Source organism: Gluconobacter aidae (assembly GCF_009547075.1).
Classification (GTDB): domain Bacteria; phylum Pseudomonadota; class Alphaproteobacteria; order Acetobacterales; family Acetobacteraceae; genus Gluconobacter; species Gluconobacter aidae.
On sequence record NZ_WIPH01000017.1, the window covers coordinates 24777 to 50068 of the forward strand.

Annotated in this window: 20 protein-coding genes and 8 pseudogenes; 18 read left to right on the forward strand and 10 right to left on the reverse strand. The window is 57.0% G+C overall.

The features are described 5' to 3' along the window. Positions 1-13: 13 nt before the first annotated feature. From GFJ39_RS08715 to ureG, 13 genes and pseudogenes are all read left to right on the forward strand, one after another. Positions 14-1561, forward strand: coding sequence for a S10 family peptidase (locus GFJ39_RS08715; protein WP_153430967.1), 1548 nt, complete (start codon positions 14-16; stop codon positions 1559-1561). A 111-nt stretch (positions 1562-1672) separates the two neighbouring features. Further along, positions 1673-1905: pseudogene (locus GFJ39_RS08720) on the forward strand (transposase); the annotation flags it as partial. A 280-nt stretch (positions 1906-2185) separates the two neighbouring features. Next, a pseudogene (locus GFJ39_RS14615) lies at positions 2186-3490 on the forward strand (IS110 family RNA-guided transposase). A 104-nt stretch (positions 3491-3594) separates the two neighbouring features. After that, positions 3595-3942 (forward strand): annotated as a pseudogene (locus GFJ39_RS08730) (transposase); the annotation flags it as partial. 379 nt (positions 3943-4321) lie between these two features. Beyond that, positions 4322-4497, forward strand: a pseudogene (locus tag GFJ39_RS14240) (IS3 family transposase); the annotation flags it as partial. Between the two features lie 248 nt (positions 4498-4745). Beyond that, positions 4746-5672: a HoxN/HupN/NixA family nickel/cobalt transporter gene (locus GFJ39_RS08735; RefSeq protein ID WP_153430968.1), complete on the forward strand. Its 927-nt coding sequence runs from the start codon at positions 4746-4748 to the stop codon at positions 5670-5672. Beyond that, positions 5669-6496, forward strand: a complete 828-nt coding sequence (locus GFJ39_RS08740) for an urease accessory protein UreD (protein ID WP_153430969.1) — start codon at positions 5669-5671, stop codon at positions 6494-6496. The genes GFJ39_RS08735 and GFJ39_RS08740 overlap by 4 nt, the downstream gene beginning before the upstream one ends. Before the next feature lie 25 nt (positions 6497-6521). Continuing rightward, a complete protein-coding gene (locus tag GFJ39_RS08745) occupies positions 6522-6824 on the forward strand; it encodes an urease subunit gamma (RefSeq protein WP_153430970.1) in 303 nt (100 codons plus the stop codon). Then, entirely contained in the window at positions 6808-7152 is a 345-nt protein-coding gene (locus GFJ39_RS08750; protein WP_153430971.1) for an urease subunit beta, read from the forward strand. The genes GFJ39_RS08745 and GFJ39_RS08750 overlap by 17 nt, the downstream gene beginning before the upstream one ends. After that, a complete protein-coding gene (gene ureC, locus GFJ39_RS08755) occupies positions 7149-8855 on the forward strand; it encodes an urease subunit alpha (protein ID WP_153430972.1) in 1707 nt (568 codons plus the stop codon). The genes GFJ39_RS08750 and ureC overlap by 4 nt, the downstream gene beginning before the upstream one ends. Then, a complete protein-coding gene (locus tag GFJ39_RS08760; RefSeq protein WP_153430973.1) occupies positions 8855-9349 on the forward strand; it encodes an urease accessory protein UreE in 495 nt (164 codons plus the stop codon). The genes ureC and GFJ39_RS08760 overlap by 1 nt, the downstream gene beginning before the upstream one ends. Continuing rightward, positions 9342-10028: an urease accessory protein UreF gene (locus GFJ39_RS08765; protein ID WP_153430994.1), complete on the forward strand. Its 687-nt coding sequence runs from the start codon at positions 9342-9344 to the stop codon at positions 10026-10028. The genes GFJ39_RS08760 and GFJ39_RS08765 overlap by 8 nt, the downstream gene beginning before the upstream one ends. Further along, complete coding sequence (ureG, locus tag GFJ39_RS08770) at positions 10025-10639, forward strand: urease accessory protein UreG (protein ID WP_153430974.1); 615 nt, start codon at positions 10025-10027, stop codon at positions 10637-10639. Before GFJ39_RS08765 ends, ureG begins: the two co-directional genes overlap by 4 nt. 47 nt (positions 10640-10686) lie before the next feature. Here the strand turns inward: ureG and GFJ39_RS08775 are convergent, their stop codons facing one another. From GFJ39_RS08775 to GFJ39_RS08790, 4 genes and pseudogenes are all read right to left on the reverse strand, one after another. Continuing rightward, a complete protein-coding gene (locus GFJ39_RS08775) occupies positions 10687-11757 on the reverse strand; it encodes an ornithine cyclodeaminase (RefSeq protein ID WP_153430975.1) in 1071 nt (356 codons plus the stop codon). 1 nt (position 11758) lies between these two features. After that, complete coding sequence (gene rocF, locus GFJ39_RS08780; RefSeq protein ID WP_153430976.1) at positions 11759-12682, reverse strand: arginase; 924 nt, start codon at positions 12680-12682, stop codon at positions 11759-11761. A 179-nt stretch (positions 12683-12861) separates the two neighbouring features. After that, a pseudogene (locus tag GFJ39_RS14525) lies at positions 12862-12999 on the reverse strand (IS481 family transposase); the annotation flags it as partial. Between the two features lie 278 nt (positions 13000-13277). Next, positions 13278-13673 (reverse strand): annotated as a pseudogene (locus tag GFJ39_RS08790) (integrase core domain-containing protein); the annotation flags it as partial. 80 nt (positions 13674-13753) lie between these two features. Here GFJ39_RS08790 and GFJ39_RS08795 point away from each other — a divergent pair. Then, on the forward strand, positions 13754-14833 hold the full coding sequence (locus tag GFJ39_RS08795) for an IS5 family transposase (protein WP_153430978.1): 1080 nt from the start codon (positions 13754-13756) through the stop codon (positions 14831-14833). A 493-nt stretch (positions 14834-15326) separates the two neighbouring features. On the opposite strand, the gene GFJ39_RS08800 is transcribed toward GFJ39_RS08795, so the two are convergent. Next, entirely contained in the window at positions 15327-15878 is a 552-nt protein-coding gene (locus GFJ39_RS08800) for a VOC family protein (RefSeq protein ID WP_153430979.1), read from the reverse strand. Between the two features lie 465 nt (positions 15879-16343). Between GFJ39_RS08800 and GFJ39_RS08805 the strand changes: the two genes are divergently transcribed. Both GFJ39_RS08805 and GFJ39_RS08810 read left to right on the forward strand, forming a co-directional pair. Further along, positions 16344-17666, forward strand: a complete 1323-nt coding sequence (locus tag GFJ39_RS08805; protein ID WP_153430980.1) for a YaaC family protein — start codon at positions 16344-16346, stop codon at positions 17664-17666. 743 nt (positions 17667-18409) lie between these two features. After that, the gene (locus GFJ39_RS08810) at positions 18410-18892 is read left to right on the forward strand and encodes an Hsp20 family protein (RefSeq protein WP_003618820.1); all 483 of its coding nucleotides are present in this window, start codon (positions 18410-18412) and stop codon (positions 18890-18892) included. A gap of 465 nt (positions 18893-19357) precedes the next feature. Here the strand turns inward: GFJ39_RS08810 and GFJ39_RS08820 are convergent, their stop codons facing one another. From GFJ39_RS08820 to GFJ39_RS08835, 4 genes are all read right to left on the reverse strand, one after another. Beyond that, complete coding sequence (locus GFJ39_RS08820; RefSeq protein WP_153430982.1) at positions 19358-19915, reverse strand: phosphate-starvation-inducible PsiE family protein; 558 nt, start codon at positions 19913-19915, stop codon at positions 19358-19360. 172 nt (positions 19916-20087) lie between these two features. Then, positions 20088-20360, reverse strand: coding sequence for a hypothetical protein (locus GFJ39_RS08825; protein ID WP_228391869.1), 273 nt, complete (start codon positions 20358-20360; stop codon positions 20088-20090). Then, entirely contained in the window at positions 20357-20707 is a 351-nt protein-coding gene (locus GFJ39_RS14245; RefSeq protein WP_228391870.1) for a hypothetical protein, read from the reverse strand. The genes GFJ39_RS08825 and GFJ39_RS14245 overlap by 4 nt, the downstream gene beginning before the upstream one ends. 358 nt (positions 20708-21065) lie before the next feature. Continuing rightward, positions 21066-21335, reverse strand: coding sequence for a hypothetical protein (locus GFJ39_RS08835; protein ID WP_153430984.1), 270 nt, complete (start codon positions 21333-21335; stop codon positions 21066-21068). Positions 21336-21672: 337 nt separating this feature from the next. Between GFJ39_RS08835 and GFJ39_RS08840 the strand changes: the two are divergent. Beyond that, positions 21673-22497, forward strand: a pseudogene (locus tag GFJ39_RS08840) (IS5 family transposase); the annotation flags it as partial. Positions 22498-22584: 87 nt separating this feature from the next. On the opposite strand, the gene GFJ39_RS08845 reads toward GFJ39_RS08840, so the two are convergent. Beyond that, positions 22585-23157: a hypothetical protein gene (locus GFJ39_RS08845; protein WP_153430985.1), complete on the reverse strand. Its 573-nt coding sequence runs from the start codon at positions 23155-23157 to the stop codon at positions 22585-22587. Positions 23158-24035: 878 nt separating this feature from the next. Here GFJ39_RS08845 and GFJ39_RS08855 point away from each other — a divergent pair. Next, positions 24036-25266: pseudogene (locus GFJ39_RS08855) on the forward strand (IS3 family transposase). Positions 25267-25292: the final 26 nt, after the last annotated feature.

Genomic DNA, 25292 nt, shown 5'->3' on the forward strand with positions numbered 1-25292 from the left:
CAGGATCCGAAATATGAAATCCGCATATAACGGCCACATCGTCAGGCGCGCATCATGGGCGATAGCCGCCGCATTGGGTGGAGCACTGGCATCGCACGCCGTGGCTGCCCCTGCCAGAGACGAAAAACAGCCCGTCGTCAATGTCGAGCAGGCCCCTTTCAGTTCCACAACGGATCATCACGGGGTCTTTCACGGAAGATCCCTGAATTATCGGGCAACCGCATCCCAACTGGATATCAAGGATGCCAAAGGCAATCCTGAAGCCCGGATATTTTCCGTGGCCTATACGGAAACAGCGGCCTCAAACTCGGAATCCCATACGCGGCCGGTCACTTTTCTTTATAATGGTGGGCCGGGAAGTGCCTCATTCTGGATTCATATGGGGGCATTCGGACCAAAAATCCTGCCCTACAACGCCATGTCGCCCAACGCCCCCGTCGCGCCGGGTCATGAATCGGTCGACAACCCGGACGCGCTTCTTGATGTCACCGATATCGTCTTCATTGACCCCGTAGGGACCGGCTACAGTCACGCCCTGGGAACGTATCACGACGCGGATTTCTATACGATCACGAAGGACGCGGCCTCTGTCTCAGACTTTATCCGGACATGGCTGACCATCAACAAACGATGGGACTCTCCGCGTTTCATTGGCGGCGAATCTTACGGCACACTGCGTTCGGCGATGATCCTCGCCGCCCAGAAATGGATGGCGTATAACGGTGTCATCCTGATCTCCCAGGGACTGGACTGGGGGACCGTGATCATGCCCCCGGGCTATGACCTCGGATACACGCTTTTTCTGCCAACATACGCCGCGACCGCCTGGTATCATCATAAGTTAGCCACGAATGGTGATGACCTCCAGACAACCGTCAGCAAGGCAGAAGCGTTCGCCTCCACCGACTATGCGGCGGCTCTGGCAAAGGGCGCCTTCATTGATGCGAACCAAACACGACAGGTCGCAGAAAAACTCGCCGCGATTACGGGGATTCCGGCGGATGTCTGGGTCGCGCAGCATCTTCGGATTGATCCTGACTTCTTTCGCAGACACCTGCTCGACCGAGAAAACCTCCGGATAGGGCGGTTCGATACCCGTTTCACAATTCCGGTTTCCAGCGCATACGACCCAAGCGACGAAGCCGATCCGTCACTGGATGGCGAAGCCGCGGCTTATAGCAACGCCATGCGACAATATCTCGTGCAGGATCTCGCCGTACCAGGAACAGAGACGTATGAACCTTTGAGCAGCATGACCTCGGAATCTCCGTGGACCTACGATCTTACCAACGGGGCCTATGTAAACCCCTCGGTCCTGATCGGTGAGGCGATGCGTGAAAACCGGCAAATGACGCTTTTCGTTGCATCCGGCTTTTATGACTCCTCTTCACCGGTTTATTCGGCAAAATACAATATCGGTCACTCCGGCGTTGATCTAAAAAGAACAACATTCACTTTTTACCCCACAGGGCACATGATGTACGTTGACCCGGCCTCCAGACAGCATCTTCTGGACGATATCCGTCTATACATTCGCTCCACACTTTCAGGACAACGTTGAAGAAGTGCGCTTGTGAATGTTTGCGCTAAATGACCACAAAGCTGCCGTTTGACCTATCGCCCCAAAATGGCAGGATTTTCCCACACTCAGTCTCTTGACATGAGCATTGCAATGTCAGCTTTGGGAAATCAAGACGTCCGACATGAGGCGGTAAGGATTGCCTTGAGCAGCGGTTTGTCACGGACCCGCGTGGCGGCGGATCTGGGGATTGGCAAATCGACATTTGGGCACTGGATTTCGCAGTATCGGACCCAGTGCCTGAACTGCAGACGGATCTGGCTCGGGAGAACGAGCGCCTTCGCCTGGAAAACCGCGTTCTTAGGGAGGAGAGGGAAATCCTAAAAAACGATCCCGGACGTTTGTCCGCCTGTGCGGCATAGAAACGGGCCATGCTATTGTGCCGGACAGGAGGGGAGCGGCCGTTCGCTTATTGGCGGGTTCATCCCTGTTAAAAAACGTGGTCCATGGAACTGTGCGAACTTGAGAATGGTGACACCGCTTTGTGGTTATCCCGGTTAGGAAGATGATTGGTAGGCATGTTCCACACCCTCCATTAACACACCGTGTGGAGATGTTACGATGCCTCAAAAATCTGTATAATCGCCCCCTGAGCTCGCCCGTCATATTCAGGGAGCCGCTACGATCGATATTGGATCACGGATGCATATGGCAGCGGTCTCCCCTGAGGCTGCGCAGGATACAATCTGGTCCTTTGGCACATTTACATCCGACCTGCATGCATTGGCTGAGTGGTTCAAAGACCGCAAAGTCACTAGTGTCGCCATGGCATCTACAGGCATCTACTGGATCCCGGTTTACGAAATTCTTGAGCAACATGGTTTCGACGTTATTCTGGTCAATGCGCGCTACGCCAAGAACGTGCCCGGTCGCAAGACGGACGTGAGCGATGCGGCATGGCTCCAGCAACTTCATTCCTATGGTTTGCTGCGCGGGAGCTGCCGGCCTCAGGGCGATATTGCTGCATTGCGGGCTTACCTGCGTCAACGTGAACGTCTTGTTCAGTATGCTGCGGGACATATCCACACATGTAAAAAGCTCTGATGGAAATGAACCTGCAGCTCCATCACGTTGTCTCCGGCATCACTGGTGTCACAGGCATGCAGATTATCCGGGCAATTGTCGGCGGTGAACGTAATCCAGATATCCTGGCCGCCAATCGCGATCTCAGATGCCGCTCATCGGCAGAGATCATATCAGCTGCTTTGAGAGGGAATTATAGAGATGAGCATGTTTTTGCCCTGACGCAGGCCCTGGAGCTCTATGATATTTATCAGCAACGGATTGTGGCCTGTGATCGCCACATGGAAGGCCTTTTGCTGCTTCTGAGCCACAGGAGTGCGAAGCCTGCGGCAGATCTTCCCAAGCCTCGGACCAAGACAAAGCAGGTGAGCGTTCCGTCCCTCGACGTGCGAGGCATTCTATATCGCTTGCTGGGCGTGGATCTCACGCAGATCCATGGCATCGGCTCTCAAGCTTGTGGCTGAATGCGGCACAGGTCTCCGCGCCTGGCCAAGTGCAAAACATTTTACGTCCTGGCTCTGCCTCGCTCCGGGGAACAAGATTTCCGGTGGCAAGCTTCTGTCATCCCGCACCCGCCGATCCTCAAGCCGGGCCGCAGCCCTTCTGCGTCTGGCGGCCACGACGCTCGGGCGAAGCGATACGGCGTTGGGGACTTTTTACAGACGCTTGTCAGCGCGGATCGGGAAAGCCAAGGCTGTGACCGCCACCGCCCGGAAGATAGCGGTTCTGTTTTACAATACCCTCAGATACGGCATGGTTTATGCCGATCCCGGAGCAGGACATTACGATGAAATCCATCGCAAACGTGTTGTCTCCAATCTCCACCGACGCGCCCAGTTACTGGGGTTTGTACTGCATCCCATACCAGAAGAACCTAGTGTTTCTTAGGAACTCGGAAATCAGCCCCATCAACTGAAGGGTTCGAAAAACCCTCTGGTTTTAAGCCGCTCTCTGTGATTCCATTTCTCCTGCATTGATTGAGGGAATGGAAGATGAAGCAGCTGGGTTTCTTTGATGTTGAAGAACGGCTTGCCCGGTTGAGCGGGCTTGGTGATCAGCTCGAAACATTTTCCCGGACTGTGGATTTTGAAATGTTTCGTCCTGATCTGGAGAAGACTCTGGCCTATTCAGATGGAAGCAAGGGCGGGCGACCGCCGTTTGATCCCGTGTTGATGTTCAAGATCCTGGTGATCCAGACCTTGAACAATTTGTCTGATGAACGGACGGAATATCTGATCAATGATCGCCTCTCCTTTATACGTTTCCTTGGTCTGGGGCTTTCAGATCGGGTGCCTAATGCCAAAACACTCTGGCTGTTTCGCGAGCGTCTGACCCAGGCTGGTGATCGGGCTGACTTCATAAACGTGATGCTCGTCCCAGGAGACGAACACATGCGTCCGCCCATTTTCGAAGACGGTATGCAGCGTTCCCGGGACAATCCCTCGGGTTTTCTGCATCAAACGCGCTGACATGAACTGACCAACAGCCTCTTTCTGCTGCTCAGTCAGGCTCTCATACGTGCAGGGGGCGGGATGGATCGGTTCACCAGTCACGCGGCCAGTCCTTCCTTGCGGAGATGGATAAGGAAAGCTCCAAAGGCGCTTCCCTTATCGCGACAGGTCAGTGTTATTCCGACGCCTGGCGTTGCTCGTCAATAAAGTCCGTGACGTCTTTCAGGACGCCATCCGGAATTTCCTCACCGTCATCAAGATCAACTTCGAGACCTTCTTCAAGAGCCTGAAGGCCGAATTACTCTGGCGACAGACATGGCCTACTCGGCAGTAGGCAACCGCTGGCCATCTTCCAGTTACGTCAACGGCTTCTACAACCCGCGACGGCGCCATTCATATCTGGGCAACATTAGCCCTCTCGCTTTCGAGGCTAAAGCCGCCTAACAAGATCGCATACCGCCACAAAACCGCAGCAAGTCCGCAGCGCCGCATCCCGAAGGAATTCCGCTATCTCCGCGCCTTCCAGTACGATTATACGCTTATCAGATTGAACAGCTCGACTATAATGGTGGATACTACTATTTACAGGTCAACCTAAACTTCTAGGAGACGCGTTTCGTGAAGGTGCCAGATACGGGAGAAAATCCCTGAAAGAGCGTAGTCCCCTTTATGGGGGCCGGATTTTGTACCTGATGGGGCCTCTTGTGGCGGCCAATGCTCTGGCATGGCTTCTAACGTTTACTCTGTTCCACGCAAACACCCTCCTGCTGGGCGCCGCAGTCCTCTCATACGGGCTGGGCCTGCGTCACGCGCTGGATGCAGACCATATCGCCGTCATCGATAACGTCACGCGCGCCGCCCTGCGCGAAAACCGCGAGGCACGCGCGGCCGGACTGTTCTTCTCCCTTGGCCACTCCACGATCGTCTGTCTGGCAACGCTCGTGATCGTCCTCGCGGGCCAGTATTACCGCACGCAGATCGATGCTTTTGCGGCGCAGGGCGGCCTGTTTGGAACATGGATCTCCGTCCTGTTCCTGAGCGTCATCGCCACCCTCAACGCTACAACCCTTCATGACCTGTGGCGCAGACGGCGCGACGCAGAAACTACCCACTCCGAAATGCCACCCCGAGGCCTCTCCCGACTGCTCGCCCCGGTCCTACGTCAAGTCTCCGTCAGTTGGCACCTTTATCCGGTCGGGTTTCTCTTCGGCCTGGGCTTCGATACTGCCTCGGAAATCAGCCTTCTGGGCATATCCATCGTCCAGACCCAGCACGGCCTGCCTATCTGGCAAATCATGATCTTTCCGCTGCTCTTCACCGCCGGAATGGCCCTGCTGGACACCGCCGACAGCGTCCTGATGCACGGCCTGTACCGAAGGGCAGGGCGGAGGATGAACTGGAATCTAGGCCTGACCGCCGTCTCCGTTCTGCTGGCGCTCGCGATTGCCGCAATTGAACTGGTGACCCTCCTTGCGGACCATCTGCCGGGGCTGGAAACGCTCACCTCTCTGGCCAGCCTGCTTTCCAATCATTTTGAAATGATCGGCGCTGCTGTCTTCTGCGCTTCCGTCTTCGGATGGCTCCTGCTCCGTTCCGGCCGCGAAGAGCTTGCATCATGACTACGACAGCCCTTCAGCGTGCCCGGGGCTGGTTCGGTCTGACGGCAAAACTCCGCGACGGACAGAGCGTGCGCGACGAACTCGAGCAGGGCGGATGTTGCCGCCTCCTGTTCCCGCGCGTGGACGACGCGTCTCTGGAAGCCGTTACCGTCAATATCTCCGGCGGTATCGCTGGCGGAGACCGGATTGAAGGCCGCATCGCTTGTGCACCGGACACGGAGCTGCTGGTCACATCGCAGGCCGCGGAACGTATCTACCGTGCCCGCGCCAGCGATACATCGGCCGAAATCCTCACCTCCTGCCACATCGCGGTCAGGGCCAGACTGGACTGGCTGCCCCACGGCACGATCTTCTTCGATGGCAGCCAGCTCCGCCGACACATGACCGTGGACATGGATGCTTCGTCCAGATTTCTCTTCCTTGAAAGCCGGATGTTCGGCCGCACCGGATCCGGCGAAATCCTGCAGACACTGGCTCTGCGGGACCGGCTGACAATCCGGCGGGATGGTCGCCTGGTTCTGGAAGATCTCCTACGGCTGGAAAGCGACGACATGTCCACACTGATGGCCCGGAAAGCCGTGAGCGCGGACCAGCTTGCGGTCGCCACGCTGGTTCTGGTCTCACCGCTCGCGGAAACGTACCTCGACACCGTGCGGGACGTGCTGGACACGATCGCGCCGCACGAGTTTGCAGCATCGGCGTGGAATGGCATGCTGGTTATTCGCGGGGTGGCGTCAGGTGGCTGGTTGCTGGAAAAGACGATCAGACAGATCCTGCCGGTCCTGCGGGACGGGCGCCCCATGCCGGCCACATGGCGGTCATGACACAGAGTTCGTAACGGAGCAGGACATGAAACTTACCCCCCGGGAAAAGGACAAGCTGCTGGTGGCGATGGCGGCAAACGTCGCGCGTCGGCGGCTGGAACGCGGTGTCGTGCTTAATTATCCGGAAGCGATTGCCCTCATTACCGATCACGTTGTTGAGGGTGCTCGGGATGGCCGGAGTGTTGCTGAACTCATGGCCAGTGGGGGCCGTGTTCTGACACGCGAGCAGGTCATGCAGGGCGTGGCTGAAATGATTCACGATGTGCAGGTGGAAGCGACTTTCCCCGATGGCACGAAGCTGGTGACCGTTCATGACCCGATACGTTGAATCCCTCGCAGCCGGTGCCATACCGGGAGAAGTCCTGCCAGCCGAAGGCGAGATTGTTCTTAATGAAGGACAGCCCCGCCAGACGCTTCTGGTGACGAACACGGGCGACCGACCGGTGCAGGTTGGAAGTCACTATCATTTTGCCGAGGTCAATCCGGCGCTGAAATTCGATCGAACGCAGGCACGGGGCTGGCGCCTCGATGTGCCATCTGGTGGGGCGATCCGTTTTGAACCGGGGCAGGATCGGGAAGTCACACTTGTTCCTTTACGAGGACTGCGGCGCGTTGTCGGATTCCGTGGGGATGTCATGGGAAGTGTGGATCAATGATGCGTCTTTCCAGACACGACTATGCCGGACAGTTCGGCCCCACGGTCGGGGACAGGCTGCGTCTCGCCGATACCGCACTGCTCGTGGAAATCGAGCTCGACTACACGATCTATGGCGAGGAAGTCCGTTTCGGCGGGGGCAAGACCATTCGTGACGGAATGGCCCAGTCGCAGGTCACACGGGCCGAGGGCGCTGGGGATACGGTCATTACAAATGTGGTGATTATCGACCACTGGGGTATCGTCAAGGCGGACGTTTCCATCCGGGACGGGCGGATCGCGGCTATCGGTAAGGCTGGCAATCCCGACATCCAGCCGGGTGTGGATATTATCATTGGTCCGGGCACCGAAATCATCGCGGGCGAGGGCAAGATCCTGACCGCCGGCGGGATCGACAGCCATATCCACTTCATCTGCCCGCAGCAGATCGAGGAAGCGCTCGCATCGGGTATCACGACCATGCTCGGGGGTGGAACCGGCCCCGCCACCGGCACCGCCGCCACGACTTGCACACCCGGCCCCTGGCATCTGGCGCGGATGCTTCAGGCGGCGGAAGCCTTCCCGGTCAATCTGGCGTTCGCGGGCAAAGGCAACGCCTCCCGCCCGGACGGGCTGGAAGAAATGGTGCGGGCCGGGGCCTGCTGCCTGAAACTGCATGAGGACTGGGGCTCCACTCCTGCTGCCATCGACTGCTGCCTGAGCGTTGCGGACCGCATGGACGTGCAGGTTATGATCCATACCGATACGCTGAACGAAAGCGGCTTCGTCGAAGATACGATTGCCGCCTTTCAGGGCCGTACGATTCATGCGTTCCATACGGAAGGCGCGGGCGGAGGCCATGCGCCGGACATCATCCGCGTGGCAGGCCTGCCCAACGTCCTGCCGTCCTCGACCAACCCCACGCGCCCCTTCACCGTCAACACGCTGGACGAACATCTGGACATGCTGATGGTCTGCCATCACCTGGACCAGCGGGTGCCGGAAGACATTGCCTTTGCCGAAAGCCGCATCCGTCGCGAGACGATTGCTGCGGAGGACATCTTTCATGACATGGGTGTGCTGTCGATGATGTCATCAGACAGTCAGGCCATGGGACGTGTGGGTGAGGTTCCGCTGCGGACCTGGCAGACGGCGCATAAGATGAAGGTCCAGCGCGGCGCACTTCTGGGGGATGGCGCGGCGGACAATGCCCGCGTGAAGCGTTATATCGCCAAATACACCATCAATCCCGCGATCTCCCATGGACTGTCCCACGAGGTCGGGTCCGTTGAAGTTGGTAAGCTGGCGGATCTGGTCCTGTGGGAGGCCGCCTTCTTCGGTGTCAAACCCGATCTGGTCATCAAGGGCGGGGCCATCGTGTATGCGATGATGGGCGATCCCAACGCCTCGATCCCAACGCCGCAGCCCGTGCATGGCCGGATGATGTTCGGCGGCTATGGCGGCGCGCTGACCCATACCAGCCTGACTTTCGTGTCACAGGCCGCGCTGGAAGACGATATCGGCAAAAAGCTGGGTCTGCGCCGGCCGCTCTCGGCTGTCTCGAACGTGCGCGGCGGGATCGGCAAGCGCAGCATGATCCATAACGACGCCATGCCCCATATCGAAGTCGATCCCGAAACCTATGAAGTGCGGGCCGATGGCGTGCTCCTGACCTGCGAGCCCGCCGAAGTCCTGCCCATGGCCCAGAGGTATTTCCTGTTCTGATGACCCAAATCCTGGATATCCTTCCCGCCGGAAGCTGGCCCGAAACCGAGGCCAGCGGCACCTTCGCCGCCGATTATGAAGGTCGGCACCGTCGCCGGATGATGCTGACCCTGCAAAACGGCGAGAAAATCCGGCTGGAGCTGGAACATGCCCGCCTGCTTCAGGCCGGGGAGGGGCTGCGTCTGGAGGATGGCCGAATCATCCGCGTGGAAGCCCTGCCCGAAGAGCTGATGGAAGTCACGGCCCACAGCCCCCTACAACTGCTTCAGCTCGCATGGCATCTGGGCAACCGTCACCTGCCCGCCGCGATTGCCAAACATCGCATCCTCGTACGCTACGATCACGTCATCGCCGACATGATCCACGGTCTGGGCGGCCATGTGCGCCGAGTGGAAGCCCCGTTCGACCCGGAAAGCGGGGCCTATGCCTCCCGCGCGGGCGGCCACGAACCGCACCCCCACGGGGACGGGCACCATCACCACACGCATGACTGACACCCCGCTCCCGCAGACAGGCGCCGCCTTCCTGCGCCTCCTGTCATGGGTGTCGCCAGCCTTTCCAACGGGCGGATACGCCTACAGTCATGGTCTGGAATGGGCGGTGGAAAGCGGAGACGTCACGGATGTCGCCACACTCTGCGACTGGATCGGCTGCCTGCTAGAGCATGGCGCACCGGGCAGCGACCTGATCATCCTTCAGGAAGCCTGGAGCGCCGCGCACGATATGCCCCGCCTGCGCGTTCTGGCGGAATTTGCCTGCGCCTGCGCCTCCTCGCGGGAGCGATACGACGAAACAGTCTATCAGGGGGAAGCCTTCCTCAAGGCCGCGTCCGTCTGGCCGGTCACGCCCGATCCGTCCGAACTGCGTGGCACGCGCTGGCCGCTTCCGGTCGCGCAGGGGCTGGTCTTCCGGCGCGGCGGCATCACGCGGGAGCAGGCGCTGCTGTCGGGTGGATACGCCACCATCGCCGCTCTTGTCTCCGCGGCAGTGCGTCTGGTGCCGCTCGGGCAGACAGACGGCCTGCACGCTCTGGCCCGGCTGGAACCGCGTCTCTCACGCGCCGTGAGTGTTACGGAATACCGGACCCTGGACGATGTCGGAGGCGCGTGCTTCCGCTCCGACCTCGCGGCCATGCATCACGAAACCCAGACAACGAGGTTGTTCAGAACATGACAAAAGCAAAACACGGCCCGCTCCGGGTTGGCATCGGCGGACCGGTGGGGACGGGCAAGACTGCTCTAATGGATGCGCTGTGCCGGACGTTTCGCGACGAGTACAATATCGCCGCCATAACGAACGACATCTACACGCGCGAAGACGCCGAGTTCCTGACTCGCGCGGGCTCCCTCCCGCCGGAACGGATCAAAGGGATCGAAACGGGCGGCTGCCCCCATACGGCCATCCGCGAAGACGCCAGCATCAATCTGTCGGGCATCGCCGAACTGACGGAACGCTTCGAGGGGCTGGATCTGGTGCTGGTGGAAAGCGGCGGCGACAATCTGGCCGCGACCTTCAGCCCCGACCTGGCGGATCTGACGATCTATGTGATCGACGTCTCGGCCGGCGACAAAATCCCCCGCAAGGGCGGCCCCGGCATTACCCGGAGCGACCTTCTGGTCATCAACAAGATCGATCTCGCACCCTATGTCGGTGCCGATCTGGGCGTGATGGACCGCGACAGCAAAAAGATGCGCGGTGCGCGGCCGTTCGTTTTCGCCAATATCCGCGCTGGCGAAGGCGTGCCCGAAATCGCCCGTTTCATCGTCGAGCAGGGCGGTCTGTAAGGAGGTTTGTACTGGCTGCCTCGCAAAAGGGCAGCCAGTACAGTGTTTCAGGGCGTGTCCGTGCCCTTGGAGCGCTGAAGCATCCCGAACAGATCGCGCGGATCATCAGGATCGGCCACCATATCGAGCTTTTCGTACAGACCGGTTGCTTCCAGCTTGTCGCGAACATAGCGCAGGGCGGAGAAGTCCTCGATTGCGAAACCTACGGAATCAAACAGCGTGATCTGGCTGTCACTGGCGCGGCCTTTGGCCTCACCGTTAATGACCTGCCACAGTTCCGTGACAGGATGGTCTTCCGGAAGCTGCTGGATTTCACCTTCAATTCGCGTTTGAGGCGGATATTCCGCAAAAATCGTGGAACGCAGCAGAATATCGCGCTGAAGTTCTGTCTTGCCCGGGCAGTCGCCACCAACGGCGTTAATATGAATGCCAGCACCGACCATATTGTCGGACAGGATCGTCGCGCACTGCTTGTCCGCTGTCACGGTCGTGATGATGTCCGCGCCTTCAACCGCCTCCTCACTCGTCTTGCAGATTGTAATGTCAAAGCCCTGTCCGCTCAGGTTACGGGCACATTTTTCCGAAGCTGCCCGGTCCAAATCATACAGACGCAGCGCCTGAATGCCGACTATTTCGCGAAAGGCCATGGCCTGGAATTCAGACTGTGCGCCGTTTCCGATGATGGCCATTGTCTTGGCGTTGGCCGGAGCCAGATATTTTGCTGCCATGGCGGACGTTGCGGCCGTGCGAAGCGCGGTCAGCAGCGTCATTTCAGACAGCAGCACCGGGTAGCCAGATGCGACATCTGCCAGCATGCCAAAGGCGGTTACGGTCTGAAGCCCCTCTTTCATGTTCTTCGGATGGCCGTTGACGTATTTGAAGCCGTACAGGCTGCTGTCGCTCGTGGGCATCAGTTCGATGACGCCTTCGGCGGAGTGAGCGGCTACACGCGGGGTTTTGTCGAATTCAGACCAGCGTTTGAAGTCAGCTTCCAGATATTCTCCAAGTTCGCGCAGAAAGGTATCAATCCCGATCGTATGGACGAGCGCCATCATGTTCTGGACCGAGACGAACGGCACAAAGGCGAGATGTGAGGGGGCGGGAGCAGAAAAAGGCATCTCAATAGGTCCTTGTTTTACGTTCGAGAACACGGCGGCCGAAGAGGCTGGCGGCCAGATCGGTCATGAGCAGGGCGGTCTTTGCGCGGACATCAAGGAAAGGGTTGAGTTCCGCCAGATCCAGCGACGTCACGAGGCCACTGTCATGAAGAATTTCCATGATGAGGTGTGCTTCGCGGAACGTTGCCCCGCCGCACACCGTCGTGCCAACGGCAGGAGCAATGTCCGGATCAAGGAAATCGACATCAAGGCTCACATGCAGGCGCCCGTTGGCAGCCCGGACGCGGTCCAGAAAGCTGTTAAGCGGAGCGACAATTCCCTGCTCGTCGATCGCGCGCATGTCGAAAACCGTAATCCCGATTTCCGCGACATGGCGTTTTTCAGCCTGATCGACCGAACGAATGCCCATCATGCACATGTTGCGGGGATCAACGGGGGCGGCAGGAGCTGGGAAGCCTTCGAAACCCGACTGACCTGTGAAGTAAGCGACAGGTGTGCCGTGCAGATTACCGCTGGTCGTCGTGTGAAGGGTGTGCAGATCTGTATGTGCGTCTAGCCACAGGACGAACTGCGGCTGATCCAGATCCTGTGAGTGACGGGCGACACCGGAGACTGTTCCGGCTGACATGGAGTGATCGCCACCCAGGAAGATAGGAAAATCGCAGGCTTTGGCCATTTCATAGGCCCGCTCGCTCACACTCTTGGTCCAGGCGATGATCGCATCCAGATTGCGCACAGCGGGGTTGGAATGGCTTACGTCTGGCATTTCTGTAGGCACGGCATCTCCCACATCCGTCACCGTCCATCCAAGGTCCTGCAGGATCTCCGGAAGACCGGCTATGCGGAAGGCTGTCGGGCCCATGATGCATCCTCTTTCGGATGTCCCACTTTGTGTGGGAACACCCAGGATCTGACATTTTTTCAAATCGATATACTCCGGAAAGGCAATAAAAATAAAATGGCCATGGCTTCGCGGTCCGTGTGAATTGGAATACTTATTTACCATCACGATCCGTTTTGTAATGCCATAACCGCGTATGTAGCGAGCTGTTTGGTTCTGGGGTTTGGTGGGTAGGATTGATAATGGTTCTTTCTGGCTCTGAGGTCGTTGAGGTATGTTTTCAACTGCTCGTGCCTGCCGTAACGAAAGCGTTTGAAGGTTACTTCCTTAATTGTCCGGTTCATCCGTTCAACCTGTCCGTTCGTCCAAGGATGATTAGGTTTCGTCAGGCGATGTTCGAGGAATTCCCAGCTTCCATTCCACTTTCGTGAAAATATCAAACCATCAAAACCAAGGATTAAAAAACCTTATGTGTTGCCAGCCTGTTATGCTGACCACATTTTCTAGTAGGCTGGTCTCGCCTCTCTTCACTGCCTCGAACAGTTGACGGCGGCCCGCTTTCGGGACCGCGAACATAAGAAAGAGAGCGTGATATGTCTGCGCAAACCGTTATTGGAATAGATGTGTCCCGTGACGTGCCCCCCCTTTTGTATCCACTCAAAAGGAGAGTTCCGGTTTTTTATGGCTTTGGGTTGATGGGATGACAAGGGTCTCGGGGGGCATACCCCCGAGACCCTTGTCTGGCGATCTGATCCGGTGTCCTGCCATCCAGTTGGGAATGGGAACGCACCGTATTGTAGTCTTCCCGCCAGTCAGCCAAAACCTGTCGGGCATGGCTGAGAGACGTGTACAGCGTCTCGTTGAGGCATTCATCCCTCAACCGACCGTTGAAACTTTCGACAAACCCGTTTTGCTGCGGTTTCCCCGGTGCGATATAATGCCATTCAACCTTCATCTCATCCGCCCATTTCAGGATGGCGTGAGATGTGAACTCCGTACCGTTGTAGCTGACAATCATGAGGGGTTTGCCATATTGTTCCACCAGAGCCGTCAGTTCCCGCGCCACACGTCCACCTGGAGGGTTCGAAAAACCCTCTGGTTTTAAGGGTTGCTCTGTGATTCCATTCGTCTGGTTCTGACTGAGGGAATGGCGTTATGAAGCAGCTGGGTTTCTTTGACGTTGAAGAGCGGCTCGCTCGGCTGAGCGGGCTTGGTGATCAGCTCGAAGCGTTTTCCCGGACTGTGGATTTTGAAGTGTTCCGCCCTGATCTGGAGCAGGCTCTGGCCTACTCAGACGGCAGTAAAGGCGGGCGACCGCCATTTGATCCCGTGTTGATGTTCAAGATCCTGGTGATCCAGACGCTCAACAATTTGTCCGATGAACGGACGGAGTATCTCATCAACGACCGCCTGTCGTTCATGCGCTTCCTTGGTCTGGGACTTTCAGATCGAGTTCCTGATGCCAAAACACTCTGGCTGTTCCGTGAACGCCTGACACAGGCAGGGGCCATTGAAAGACTGTTTGACCGCTTTGATGCGACCCTGCGGAACGCGGGCTATCTGCCGATGTCGGGCCAGATCCTGGATGCCACATTGGTGGCTGCTCCAAAGCAGCGCAATACGAACGCCGAGAAAGCCGCCCTACGGGAAGGACGTATTCCTGAAGGCTGGCAGGACAAGCCGTCAAAGCTGTCGCACAAGGATCGTCATGCGCGCTGGACACTGAAGTTCACGAAGGCGAAGCGGCAGGATGACGGGAGTATGCCCGTAACAGATCTGGCCATTCCGTTCTTTGGCTACAAATCCCACGTCTCCATCGACCGGAAGTTCCGGTTCATCCGGAAATGGAAGACGACGGATGCTGCTGCCAGGGATGGTGCGCGATTGCGAGAGGGGCTGCTGAATAAAACCAATACGGCCTCAAGTGTCTGGGCTGACACGGCCTATCGCTCAAAAGCCAATGAAGACTTCATGGAAAAGCAGGGCTTTGTCTCGAAGGTTCACAGGAAAAAGCCGCATCTCAAACCCATGCCACTCCATATCCAGCGGTCCAATGCAGGAAAGTCCGTGATCCGATCCCGCGTCGAGCATGTCTTTGCTGACCAGAAATCGCAAATGGGTCTGTTCGTTCGAACTGTCAGTATCACCCGGGCCACCATGCGGATCGGCCTGGCCAATATTGTCTACAACATGCGTCGCTTCCTCTTCCTGGAGAGATTGAACGCGAGAGCGTAGCCATCCAGCGCGGGGAAACTCCCGATCTGCTCAAAACGCAGACCAGATGCCATCGCAAAAACCGTCAATCAAATCGCCAAAACCCAGAAATCACGGGCCACGCACATCAATTGACGGTTCTTCGATCCCTCCAGGTTATTCTCGGTTTTTTTGAAAAAACTGCCCCCTCTCCACCCCCTATGTCCGTTAATTTACTTTATCGGACATAGGTTGGGGCACAAAAAAAGACCCAAAAAAGTCTTTTCGAGGCGTGTTCCACAGACGCTCATGCAAGGATAACGTCTGCTGCCGGAAAGACAGTCCGATCGTCTCTGGCCCTCTTTGCGAGAGACATTTCAAATCACGCAGGTCTGTAACTATTCTGAGGCTCGCGGCCGACATTGGGGGATTGCTGACGGTCTGGTTTCGGGCGGGCAAATGGCTATAGCTGCCATGGCAAGCGACGCACGCTTTTCCGAAAAAATTGCGAAGCGGGAAAGCTTCTGCAGACCTATTAACGGGCTGTCGGCTGCATAAGCTCTATTGTGATATGATCGGGGCCTGAAACGTAGGCCACCAAAGTTCCCTTCCGTGGACCACCAGGGATCGACAGCGCACTACCCTTGGCCTTCCATCCTGCTGCCTCGACGCGGGCAATTGCTGCATGAATATCCTTCACAGTCAGAGCCAAGTGGGCTGCTCCGATCGATCCCGCGCTGTTGGGCACCGCCCCGTTCTGGCGCCCGTTTGAATATTGCAACAGTTCGACCACGTAGCCGTCTGGTGCCTTGACGATCGCCGTTCTCACACTCGGGTCATCGACGCCCGTCACCTGATGCAGGAAGTCACCTCCCATTTCCGATTGCCGCTCAAGTGTGAAACCGAGCGCTCCCGTCCAGAACCGAATGGCTTCGTCCAAAGACGATACAGCGAAACCTGTGTGGTCCACGGCAACTACGTTTACGGCGTCCGTCATTACTGTACTCTCACTGGGCCGAGGTTGCGGTGTTAGGGCCTGCGCGCCCGCTGCAACTGAACCTAGCAGCATGGCGAACATGATCGTCATCGTGGTGCTTTAACCCTAAGGCCTCTTCCTGAAAAGGAACGTCTAACGGAAGGCGGGCCGGCTCGCCGTCGTGTCGATGCTTCAAACGGCTCGTGTTTCCCGAAACCTGCCCCGATTGCGTTTCCCGAAATGCGCTGCTCGACATGGAATAATGGGACAGAAGCGGCCGGCTCAAAGGCTGGCTTCGGGACGACACGCGTTCGGCCTTAATGGCCAAGATGAGGGCGACTGTCGCCGGTCTGCTTCAGATTCATTAAGCAGACCGCCGGTTAGGGGGGGGGAAGCGGAAGGTCTGCTTTCGGACACGATTGATAGAAAGCGGTCATTAGTGCATTAAAGGTCACGACAGTTATACGCCTGTTGTTGTCTTTCAGACGTTACGGCGAAAGGCCTAGCCTACCATAGATAATAAGTCTTAACCCCGCTGACCGTCGACACGGCCGAATATTGGAGTGCTCCCCCCAAATGCTTGAAGAAATTGCTCAGGACAACCTTGCGCATATAACCGCATCTAATCAGGCAATGTTTTCCATGGATCCCGATTACAATGCCCTCCTTCAAAAAAAGGAAAGTATCCTAGGCGAATGGAAAGCTTTGGATAAAGACAAGCAAAAAGAATACGGCGGTTTGCACAAATTCGAAGTTGTAAACGCTCTGCCTGATCTCAAAGATCCTGCTCTCTTGCCCTCCAAGAATACCTATCTCCTGCATAATGAAATTAAAAAGCGTCTCTCTCGCGAAGATCCATTAAGTTTACTACCAATTGAACCACTTGATTTTGACGATGCGACTCTTGAGTTGGCCGAGAGTTTGGAGAATATTGCTGAAATCAGAGAGCTATATAGAATCAGAAAAGCATCAGTTGGCAGCAGTTCAAACGCGGGGATATCGGCGGAAGAAGCCGGGAAGATAAAAAATTGTTTTAACCAAGGGCGAGAACTTTTCCTTTCGGGGAGAAGTGGATCTTTGATGGTTAAACCGCTTAATTTTTTCTATTCATTGACGGCTTACACATATGGCGTAATTATTTTAAATAGTCCTTTTCGTTATAGAAAAGATATGTTGCCCGGATCTCATGGAATGTCATATCTTCCAGCCACTATACAGGCGCAATTTGGCGGCGACAGTGCTCGTGGCACTTTTAGTGACTTAGTTAGTTCATTTCCAACTCATTTAGTTAAAACTCCTGGGATTTCTTTTAATATAGATTGCTCCAATTCTCTGATGAGCTTCTACGAAAATAGGTTCAATGTAAGTTTAGGCACTTTACTTAGCATGATACCTGAGATGTCTGAGTACTATCAGCTAACTACTGGCAATCCAAGCCGTTGCTTTCCGTTAGAAATTTCAAGCACAAACAATATTCGTAGTGTTACTTGGGAATTCCAGATCGGAAATGGCGAAACGCGCCCATCAAGTGCGTCAATCGAGCAATCCTTCAAGGGATTTCAAGTAACTGAGCGGTTTGGAAAAACAATTGTGACGGTTCCAGCTGCCAGTTCATCTAAGCTAAACGCGATTATTTATACCGATCTCAGAGGAAAGTTATGGTTTGTTGAAAATCCATTTTTCCCAATCATTCTACCTGAAATTTCCGTTCATTTTTTAATTACGAGTATATTTTCAAACATTATGAGATATCGTCCGGACGAATGGGGAAGTGTATTGCTAAATGAGGTTTCATCCAATATTTCTCTCCTCACAAGGCACTATTTTTCTTCTTTTCAAAGAAAATTTATGCTTTTGGTTCTGAGATCCTCTTCGAGGTTCATTCCTTATACAACATGAGATAACTAAATCGTTTACAAATTTGACGACTCTATGCTCCCTTTCCGGCTGCCTTTCGCAATGAAGCGCGTCCGCTTTGCGAGGGGGCATATCGACCTTCTTTATGTCCGACATGAGGCGAAACCGGCAAGTCTGCTTAGGGCGTGACAAGCAGACAGACTGTTTTCGCCTACATCCCGGACATACAAGCCCCCATTCGCCAAGCTCCTAAGCGGACAGTCCGCAATCACCATGAGCTGATGGAGTTTCCTCCCACCCGAGTGCATTCTCCGCTCGGCTGCATAAAAGCAGCCCCTTCTGAGAACGTATCATAGAACAAGACATGTCAGATGGGGTGGAAGGCCTCCTTGCGGCATTGATGTGCCATACCGGCGGTTGATAAACCTTCTGAAGGAGACCGTCCACCCCAACTGACAGCTAGCGGCGCGACCAGGACTGGTGGTGGAACGACAATTGGTGGTCCAGCATAAATCCACGGCCAGGCCTCCGCCGGAGCGGCACTCAGCATGGTTGCGGCGAATGCCGCGGCCAGCAACTTCCATCCGATGCTATCAGGCATTGTTCTGGTCCACTCTGAACACGCGAACGATTGAGGACGCCCAAACCTGCCTTTCTGCATTTTTGATACCTCTTGACACCATGCACGGAGTGCCCAGATTGAGTCTGCCGGCCGCCGAAGGGGGCGGCAGACAGAACTATCAGTTTTGATCTTGTGTCCATGTTGCTCAAAGGAGGATATGGCTATGAGAGCCACCGTTGATTTTGCTCCCCTGTTCCGTTCGAGCGTGGGTTTTGACAGAATGCTCAACGCCCTTGATCTCGCCAGCCGGATTCCGGCGGTCGATAACTGGCCGCCTTACGATATCGTCAAGACCGGTGAGGATGATTACCGGATCGACATGGCGGTTGCCGGACTTGCCGAGGCCGACCTTACGATCACACAGGAGCGCAATACTCTTGTCGTGACAGGACGAAAGGCGCCGGAGCCGCAAAGCGCCGCCGAATATCTCCATCGGGGTATTGCGGGCAGAGAATTCGAACGCCGCTTCGATCTGGCCGAGCATATGAAAGTCACCGATGCGCACTTCGAGAACGGACTTCTGTCCATTACTCTGAAACGTGAGATACCCGAAGCGATGAAGCCGCGTCGTATCGCGATTACGTCCTCTACAGCACGTGCGGAGGAAGCCGTGCCCCAGATTGAGGCGCGGAAAGAGGCAGCCTGATGGCGTGACGAAAACTCTCCCCCGGCCATTCATCCGGCCGAGGGAGAATCTCGAAAGGTCATGAGCATGAAGAGGATGAAAATATTTCTGTCGTGCGCTGCTCTGAGCTTGTCTCTACTGAGCCAGCCGGGCGCACATGCTGGTGATGTTGTCCGGACGACTGCAACATCGTTCGATGCAAGGGCGACTGAGGGAACGTCCACAATCCCCAAAACCGGGGCTCCCACTCATTACGAAGACGGCACAGGTGATATGCTGGTCGACAGCTTGAACGCAAGCCAGTTGGATCAGAACTACAAGGGGCCGGTCTACTCTCCCGGACAACCCATTCCGCCGTTCCGGCCCATCGACACAGATCATCTGGCACCGTCAGGGCCAGAGACGGCGAATAAGACGTCCTCATCGCACGAGACATAGTGGGGATTGAGTAAAGGCGGCGTTATAGACCGCCTTTACTTCGATTCTTCAGGATGAAGACCGTTCAGGCTCACAGCGGGCCGCAGGATTATCTTCGAGATGCGCCTGTTCCCTGGCATCGCGCGCGACACGCGCATCCTGCTCGCGGACCAGCCAGTAGACGGTACCCAGCGCCAGAACAGCCGCCGAGAGAGCGAACAGTTCCATGGCAGTCACATCATGCAGATCCAGCAGGATGAATTTGCGGGCAATCGCCAGGAGGGCGATCAGAACGATGGTCCGTACCCGGATGACGTTCTCATGCTGGGCAAGAACGACCAGCAGGGAGTGTTTGAATTCAAGGGCGATGATAACAGTAAAGATCGCGCCAAAAATCGCCTGGAAGATCGTCTGGTTGATCGGATCGATTCCGACATCGACGACCAGATGCCATACCGCGCCGATCAGATGAATCGTCGCGATGGCGGTGACCAGCATGATGAGCGCAATCAGGGTCAGAATGATCGCCTGTTCAAAACGCTCGTAGAATGTCAGGCCCCTGAACAGCTTGATGAAGTGGGAGCAGTCCCTGCTCTGCCAGGAACGTTTCATGGAGAGGTCTTCCATAGCCGTTTTCCCATCTATGAATTGAGTTATAGTTCCTACGTCGTGGCCCTTCCGGCGTACATCCGGTTCAAAGCCGCTGCCAGCGTGGCAGGCGACAGGACAATGTTCGGGCAAGGTCTCGCACGCCTTTTGGCAAGGCCAATGTCAGTTGATTTTCGAGGTCTCCCAACGACTAGCCCAAGGCCTTGGCCATGTGCGTGCGGTCAGCGACAGGCAGGAGTTTTTGGACCACGGCGACGGTCGTCGCTTCCGGGTCTGGCGCGGTTCTCCAGCGAGATACCAGGTGGTAAATCAGATGGTCAGCCGCCCGACGCATGAGGCCGCCGTATCCGCGGTCTTTTTCCTCGTAGCTGAGATAGTAGGCAAGCAGGATCGCCAGTTCTGTGCTGATCTGAACGGTCGGAAGCGACATAATTTTGTTCGGCCTGTCCGTGTGAAGAGTCATGGTGCACTCCTCAGGCCGGACCGCGTGTTACCCGATGTCAGAGCCGTCGCATCCAGAGGACTGACGCTCAAGCCAGAAACAGTGGCGGTGACGTCGATATGCACGGAACCGAACAGATGCAGGAGGGCGACCTGAGGCGTATAGGCGCCCTTGACGGCTGCCGAGGTCCTGCCGTCCATAAGGATCGGGTCGATAAGGACCGGGCACCCGGTCTGCCGGCTCAATATCTCGATGGCGCGGGCCAGTGGCATGGATGGAATGTTTACCGGCTGCTTTTCTGTCTCGCACGACAGCATACCCTGCGGCGCATGAGCTGATGTCGGCGAGACCATTCCGACCAGCAGCATGAGGATGAGACCGACAGCGACATGTGGCCTCTCCCTCTGCCGAAGGTGCCGAGGTTGCTTGGCCGTCTGTTCCGCTCGCTCCGTCTTTCCCGCGGAGTGCGACCAAACTGGCCGCATTGCCCCCCGTGAACGGGGCACGGGGGGATGGTTATTCCAATAGTCCTGAAGCGCCTTCAGGTTGAGAAAATGGATAAAACTCGACATCTCCCTGTTCTCGCTGCTTTTGACGTCATCTTCAGAAACGCGGGACCTCCGCTGGAAGGCCCCGCTCTACCCTCTCATTCCTGCGGTCGTTCTAGGGAAGATGGCATTTCCGCTCGGAGAAGGCGTTTCTGATCTACCCGGCGCGGTCGGTGCCTTACGCCGCGACCGGAATTGGCGGTGCGGCTCTTGTCCGCAGGAGGAGACGGAACGCGAGATCAGACGCCAGGGGATCACACCCGGCAGGGGCGACCGCGCCCGCCTGGACCAGACGTTCCAGCGTGGCGCGAAGTCTGATCCCCGGTATACCGGTATGGGCCACCAGAGACGTCAGCGTCACGCCACGTCCGTCATGACCGAGGCGGCGGAGCACGGAGAGGACACGCGGAGCTAGCGGATCGTCTCCAAAAAGGGGGCGCGTTACCATGATACGCCTCCCTCCAGTCGGTTGCGCCATCTCCGGGCGGCTGTGCGCAAGGAGCGGCGATAGCGGGAATAAAGTCCTTTCAGTGTCGACATCCACATCCTCCGATTAAAGCAACATGGACTCCAGTTGTCTGGCTCACAGAGCCTATGCCGGACCCGATGGCGTCCGGCGAAAGCAAGATTGGAAGAGATGCCTGCCTCGTCAAGAGGGCACGAAATGTAGATTCTTTTTCATGAATAAGTTTATTATTTTTATTTGTATTTATTTTCTGTGGCGGTGTTGCGGGTGGAAATTACATGGAGGTGTTTATATTAGGTTTCGTGGACAAAGATTGACAGTGGACCCATGTCTTGATTCAAGGCTGTCTTTTGGAGGCCGCGTTGGGCGAGCGGATTGGACTGGCGGACGACGAGTGGGCGATCATCGGTGCACTTCTGCCGTATGAACATGGTCGAGCTTGCCGGCCGGCGCAGGATAACCGCCTCTCTTTCGAAGGCATGATGTGGATTGCGCGGACAGGCTCGCAGTGGCGACACCTGCCAGACGAATACGGCAAGTGGAACAGCGTGTTCCGCTGTTATCGGCGCTGGGTTACAACTGGCGTGTTCGACGCGATGCTGGAAACGCTGGCTGAAATGGTGGAGCGCGACGCCACCGCCGACATGATCGACAGCACCGTGGTCCGGGCACATCATTGTGCCGTCGGCATAAAAAAGGGGATCAGGAGACCGAGGCGCTTGGCCGATCGCGCGGTGGCTTCAGCACCAAACTCCACGCCCGATGCGATGCCAAAGGCTGCCCGCTCGGATTTGTTCTGACACCAGGGCAGACCCACGACATCCAGGGCTTCGGTCCGTTGTTCCGCATGATCGCAGACAAGATTGAGGCGCTGCTGGCCGACAAGGGCTATGACGCCGACGCCATCCGTGAGGAACTGACGAAAGCCGACGTCGAAGCGGTCATCCCCGCCAAGAGCAACCGGCGCAAGCCCATCGCGCACGACCGCGAAAAATACCGCTGGCGCAACCTCGTCGAGCGTCTGTTCAACAAGCTCAAGAACTGGCGGCGCATCGCAACCCGATACGACAAAACCAAGGAATCTTACCTCGGCTTTGTCAATCTCGTGTCAGTCCTCCAGTGGATACCCTTTGTCCACGAAACCTAGTCAAATATCATAGCGATGATCGCAGAAAATCAATATATTTTCCTTCTATAATGGTGGCCCAGGGTTTTCCGGCCACCACCTGTCTTACAGAGCGCTTCCAGCGTGTCCGTTCGTCGGGACTTCCGTCAGCGTCTCGACGGCGGGCGTCAGAGCCGTCGAACCAGCCTTTTGATCTCCGAGCTTGTCAACTGTCATCTGCGCAGCGAGCGCCGCACAGGCGTTGCTTCCGGTGCGTGACACATGAACGATTGGCGCCGCCTGACCGTCTGATGTGATCGTGATCGTCTGCGTACAGGCGATGGGGCCACCGGTGCTGACCGCCTCGAAACGCTGCCAGGACATGCTCTGTTTCGGGAGATCATGACCAACAGCCGGAACGGCGCGCAGGGCACCGCCCAGCCGCGAGCCCAATGTCCGATCGACCGCCTCCATGAGAGCCATATTGCGTGCCATCATGCGATTAACGGCGTCGAACATGTCGATATCAGACATGGCCGCTGTCGTCGCGATGCCCTGGACTGGGACCAGGATACCGACCTGGTGTCCCCGTGCATCAACGACGCGCAACGTATCCTGAGCCTGCGCAGGCAGGGCAGCCGCGCCGCAGGCCAGTGTAGCAACAAAGACGCCAGCCTGAAACATACGAGAAAAATGCATTTTGGAATCCTCCGTGTCTGTTAAGCAGTGTCGGACGACGGCAGGAATATGGGCTGGGTAAATAGCGCCAGCAAGAGGTGGAGGAAGACTACATTGATCGTCTGATCCGGATATGAGCGTGTATAGGCGTCCACACCAGAGGGATCCGGATCGGTCCACACCGTCTCGTCGCATTCGCAGTCCGGGCTACCGACCCTTCGGCTTGCGGCCGCCACAGACGACGTCATCACCACGCGCTCCACACCACTCCGGATCGCCGCACGCAGCACCCGTCGCCCTCTTCTCGATGGCCAGCCTATAAAGACGGGCAACGTCGAGCAGATGCGCTGCAGGCCAGAAATTGCTCCCATCTCCCACAGAGGCGCAGGTCCCATTTGCACGAAAAATCTCGATCAGCGGTGTGATGAGCCCCTGCTTTGCCCTCTCGTGAACCTGGGGAAGCCGCACCACCGAAGCGCGGATAGAGACGATATGCGCGATCGTGCAGTGGCAATGTCAGTAACGTTTTGGTCTGCCACGTCCTTGGCTGATTGAGTTTTCGCATGTGCAACATGGACGTATCTCAGGTATTACGGCGACCAATTCTCCAATGTGGATGGTCGTTGTCAGGGAGTCCAGCCAGATCAGGATCGATCATCTCACGATCCGCAACCCGGCCTCGTGCAGCAGACTGTCTCGATGACCGATCCCGTTGCTCCAGTAACATCAACGACCCCGCATATTCATGATGTGACCATAACAGATCTGACTGCGATAAATGCCAAGACAGCCGGCGTTGGGTTAGGTTTGCCCGAGGCAGCGGTTGAGGGGCTGACTCTCCCGCCTCCCGGTTTTTGAGACAGCCGATAAGCACGTGAGACACGTGCGGAGGTGTCACGATGACGAACGACCTGAAGAACGACGCGAAACGACCGGGGCATGGCGGACGGATGTCACGCCGCCGCAAGAAGGAGGCCGTGCTTCGTCTGCTGCGCGGTGAGGACCTGGAGATGGTCTCGCGCGACCTGGGCGTAACGGCTGCAACCCTGAGCGAATGGCAGAACGCCTTCCTTTCCGGGGGCGAGGCCAGTCTTGCGACACGTCAGACCGACGGCGAGACGCTGGAGAGCGATCGCCTCAAGGCAAAGCTTGGTGAGGTCATGATCGAGCGTGAACTGCTGCGTGAAAAGATCGCGGCCCTGGAGACTGGCCGCCCTTTGGCCCGTCGGAGGCTGCGGCCATGAGTGCGGCGGTCTCCCCCTCTTCCGGTCGCCCCTATGGACTGGCGGCGGTCTGCCGGGTCTGGAACATCAGTCGGGCGACACTCTATCGCCGCGGGACGCCCATGGAGGTGAAACCAGCTTTGCGGCGGCGCGACCCGACAGGCCCCATGCCGGACGCCGAATTGGTCGGGCGCATCCGTGCGATCATCACGGCCAGCCCGTTTCATGGTGAGGGACACCGCAAGGTCTGGGTAAGACTGCGCGTCGCGGGCGTGCGCACGTCCCGCCGCCGGACACTGCGCCTGATGCGTGAAAACGATCTCCTCGCCCCCTCGCGGACGGGCACACCGAAGGGACCGCGCAACCATGATGGCACGATCATCCCGGACGCGATCGACGTCATGTGGGGCACCGACATGACCACGACATGGACGCAGGAAGGACAGGCCGCCGTCTTCATTGCCATCGACCATCACAGCGGCGAATGCACGAGCATCCATGCCGCCCGACGCGGCACCCGCTTCGAGGCGCTGGAGTACGACAGGGCGTGCGCCGCTGCTTCGGCGCCTTCGCCAAGAAGGTCGCGACCGGCCTGTTCCTGCGCCACGATCACGGCAGCCAGTATATGTCCGATGATTTCCAGGCTGAGATCCGCTTCCTGGGCATCGAAAGCACGCCGGCGTTCGTCCGCGCTCCCGAGGGCAATGGATGCGCCGAACGCTTCATCCGGACACTCAAGGAGAACCTGCTTTGGGTCCAGAACTTCGAAAACGTCGAAAAACTCCGACAAGCCCTGCTGGAATTCCGCGATCTTTACAACGAAACCAGGCTCATTGAACGGCACGGTTTCATCTCCCCGAACGCCGTGCGCGCCAGGGCTCTTTCCACCGCGGCTCTCGCCGCTTAGGCTCCAACCAGATGTCTCAAAAACCG

Excerpts from the sequence above, each read along its gene's own strand:
- GFJ39_RS08715 (WP_153430967.1), top strand. The coding sequence starts at position 14 with ATGAAATCCGCATATAACGGCCACATCGTCAGGCGCGCATCATGGGCG.
- GFJ39_RS08735 (WP_153430968.1), top strand. The coding sequence starts at position 4,746 with ATGGGGCCTCTTGTGGCGGCCAATGCTCTGGCATGGCTTCTAACGTTT.
- GFJ39_RS08740 (WP_153430969.1), top strand. The coding sequence starts at position 5,669 with ATGACTACGACAGCCCTTCAGCGTGCCCGGGGCTGGTTCGGTCTGACG.
- GFJ39_RS08745 (WP_153430970.1), top strand. The coding sequence starts at position 6,522 with ATGAAACTTACCCCCCGGGAAAAGGACAAGCTGCTGGTGGCGATGGCG.
- GFJ39_RS08750 (WP_153430971.1), top strand. The coding sequence starts at position 6,808 with ATGACCCGATACGTTGAATCCCTCGCAGCCGGTGCCATACCGGGAGAA.
- ureC (WP_153430972.1), top strand. The coding sequence starts at position 7,149 with ATGATGCGTCTTTCCAGACACGACTATGCCGGACAGTTCGGCCCCACG.
- GFJ39_RS08760 (WP_153430973.1), top strand. The coding sequence starts at position 8,855 with ATGACCCAAATCCTGGATATCCTTCCCGCCGGAAGCTGGCCCGAAACC.
- GFJ39_RS08765 (WP_153430994.1), top strand. The coding sequence starts at position 9,342 with ATGACTGACACCCCGCTCCCGCAGACAGGCGCCGCCTTCCTGCGCCTC.
- ureG (WP_153430974.1), top strand. The coding sequence starts at position 10,025 with ATGACAAAAGCAAAACACGGCCCGCTCCGGGTTGGCATCGGCGGACCG.
- GFJ39_RS08775 (WP_153430975.1), bottom strand. The coding sequence starts at position 11,757 with ATGCCTTTTTCTGCTCCCGCCCCCTCACATCTCGCCTTTGTGCCGTTC.
- GFJ39_RS08795 (WP_153430978.1), top strand. The coding sequence starts at position 13,754 with ATGAAGCAGCTGGGTTTCTTTGACGTTGAAGAGCGGCTCGCTCGGCTG.
- GFJ39_RS08800 (WP_153430979.1), bottom strand. The coding sequence starts at position 15,878 with ATGACGATCATGTTCGCCATGCTGCTAGGTTCAGTTGCAGCGGGCGCG.
- GFJ39_RS08805 (WP_153430980.1), top strand. The coding sequence starts at position 16,344 with ATGCTTGAAGAAATTGCTCAGGACAACCTTGCGCATATAACCGCATCT.
- GFJ39_RS08810 (WP_003618820.1), top strand. The coding sequence starts at position 18,410 with ATGAGAGCCACCGTTGATTTTGCTCCCCTGTTCCGTTCGAGCGTGGGT.
- GFJ39_RS08820 (WP_153430982.1), bottom strand. The coding sequence starts at position 19,915 with ATGGAAGACCTCTCCATGAAACGTTCCTGGCAGAGCAGGGACTGCTCC.
- GFJ39_RS08825 (WP_228391869.1), bottom strand. The coding sequence starts at position 20,360 with ATGACTCTTCACACGGACAGGCCGAACAAAATTATGTCGCTTCCGACC.
- GFJ39_RS14245 (WP_228391870.1), bottom strand. The coding sequence starts at position 20,707 with ATGCTGCTGGTCGGAATGGTCTCGCCGACATCAGCTCATGCGCCGCAG.
- GFJ39_RS08835 (WP_153430984.1), bottom strand. The coding sequence starts at position 21,335 with ATGGTAACGCGCCCCCTTTTTGGAGACGATCCGCTAGCTCCGCGTGTC.
- GFJ39_RS08845 (WP_153430985.1), bottom strand. The coding sequence starts at position 23,157 with ATGCATTTTTCTCGTATGTTTCAGGCTGGCGTCTTTGTTGCTACACTG.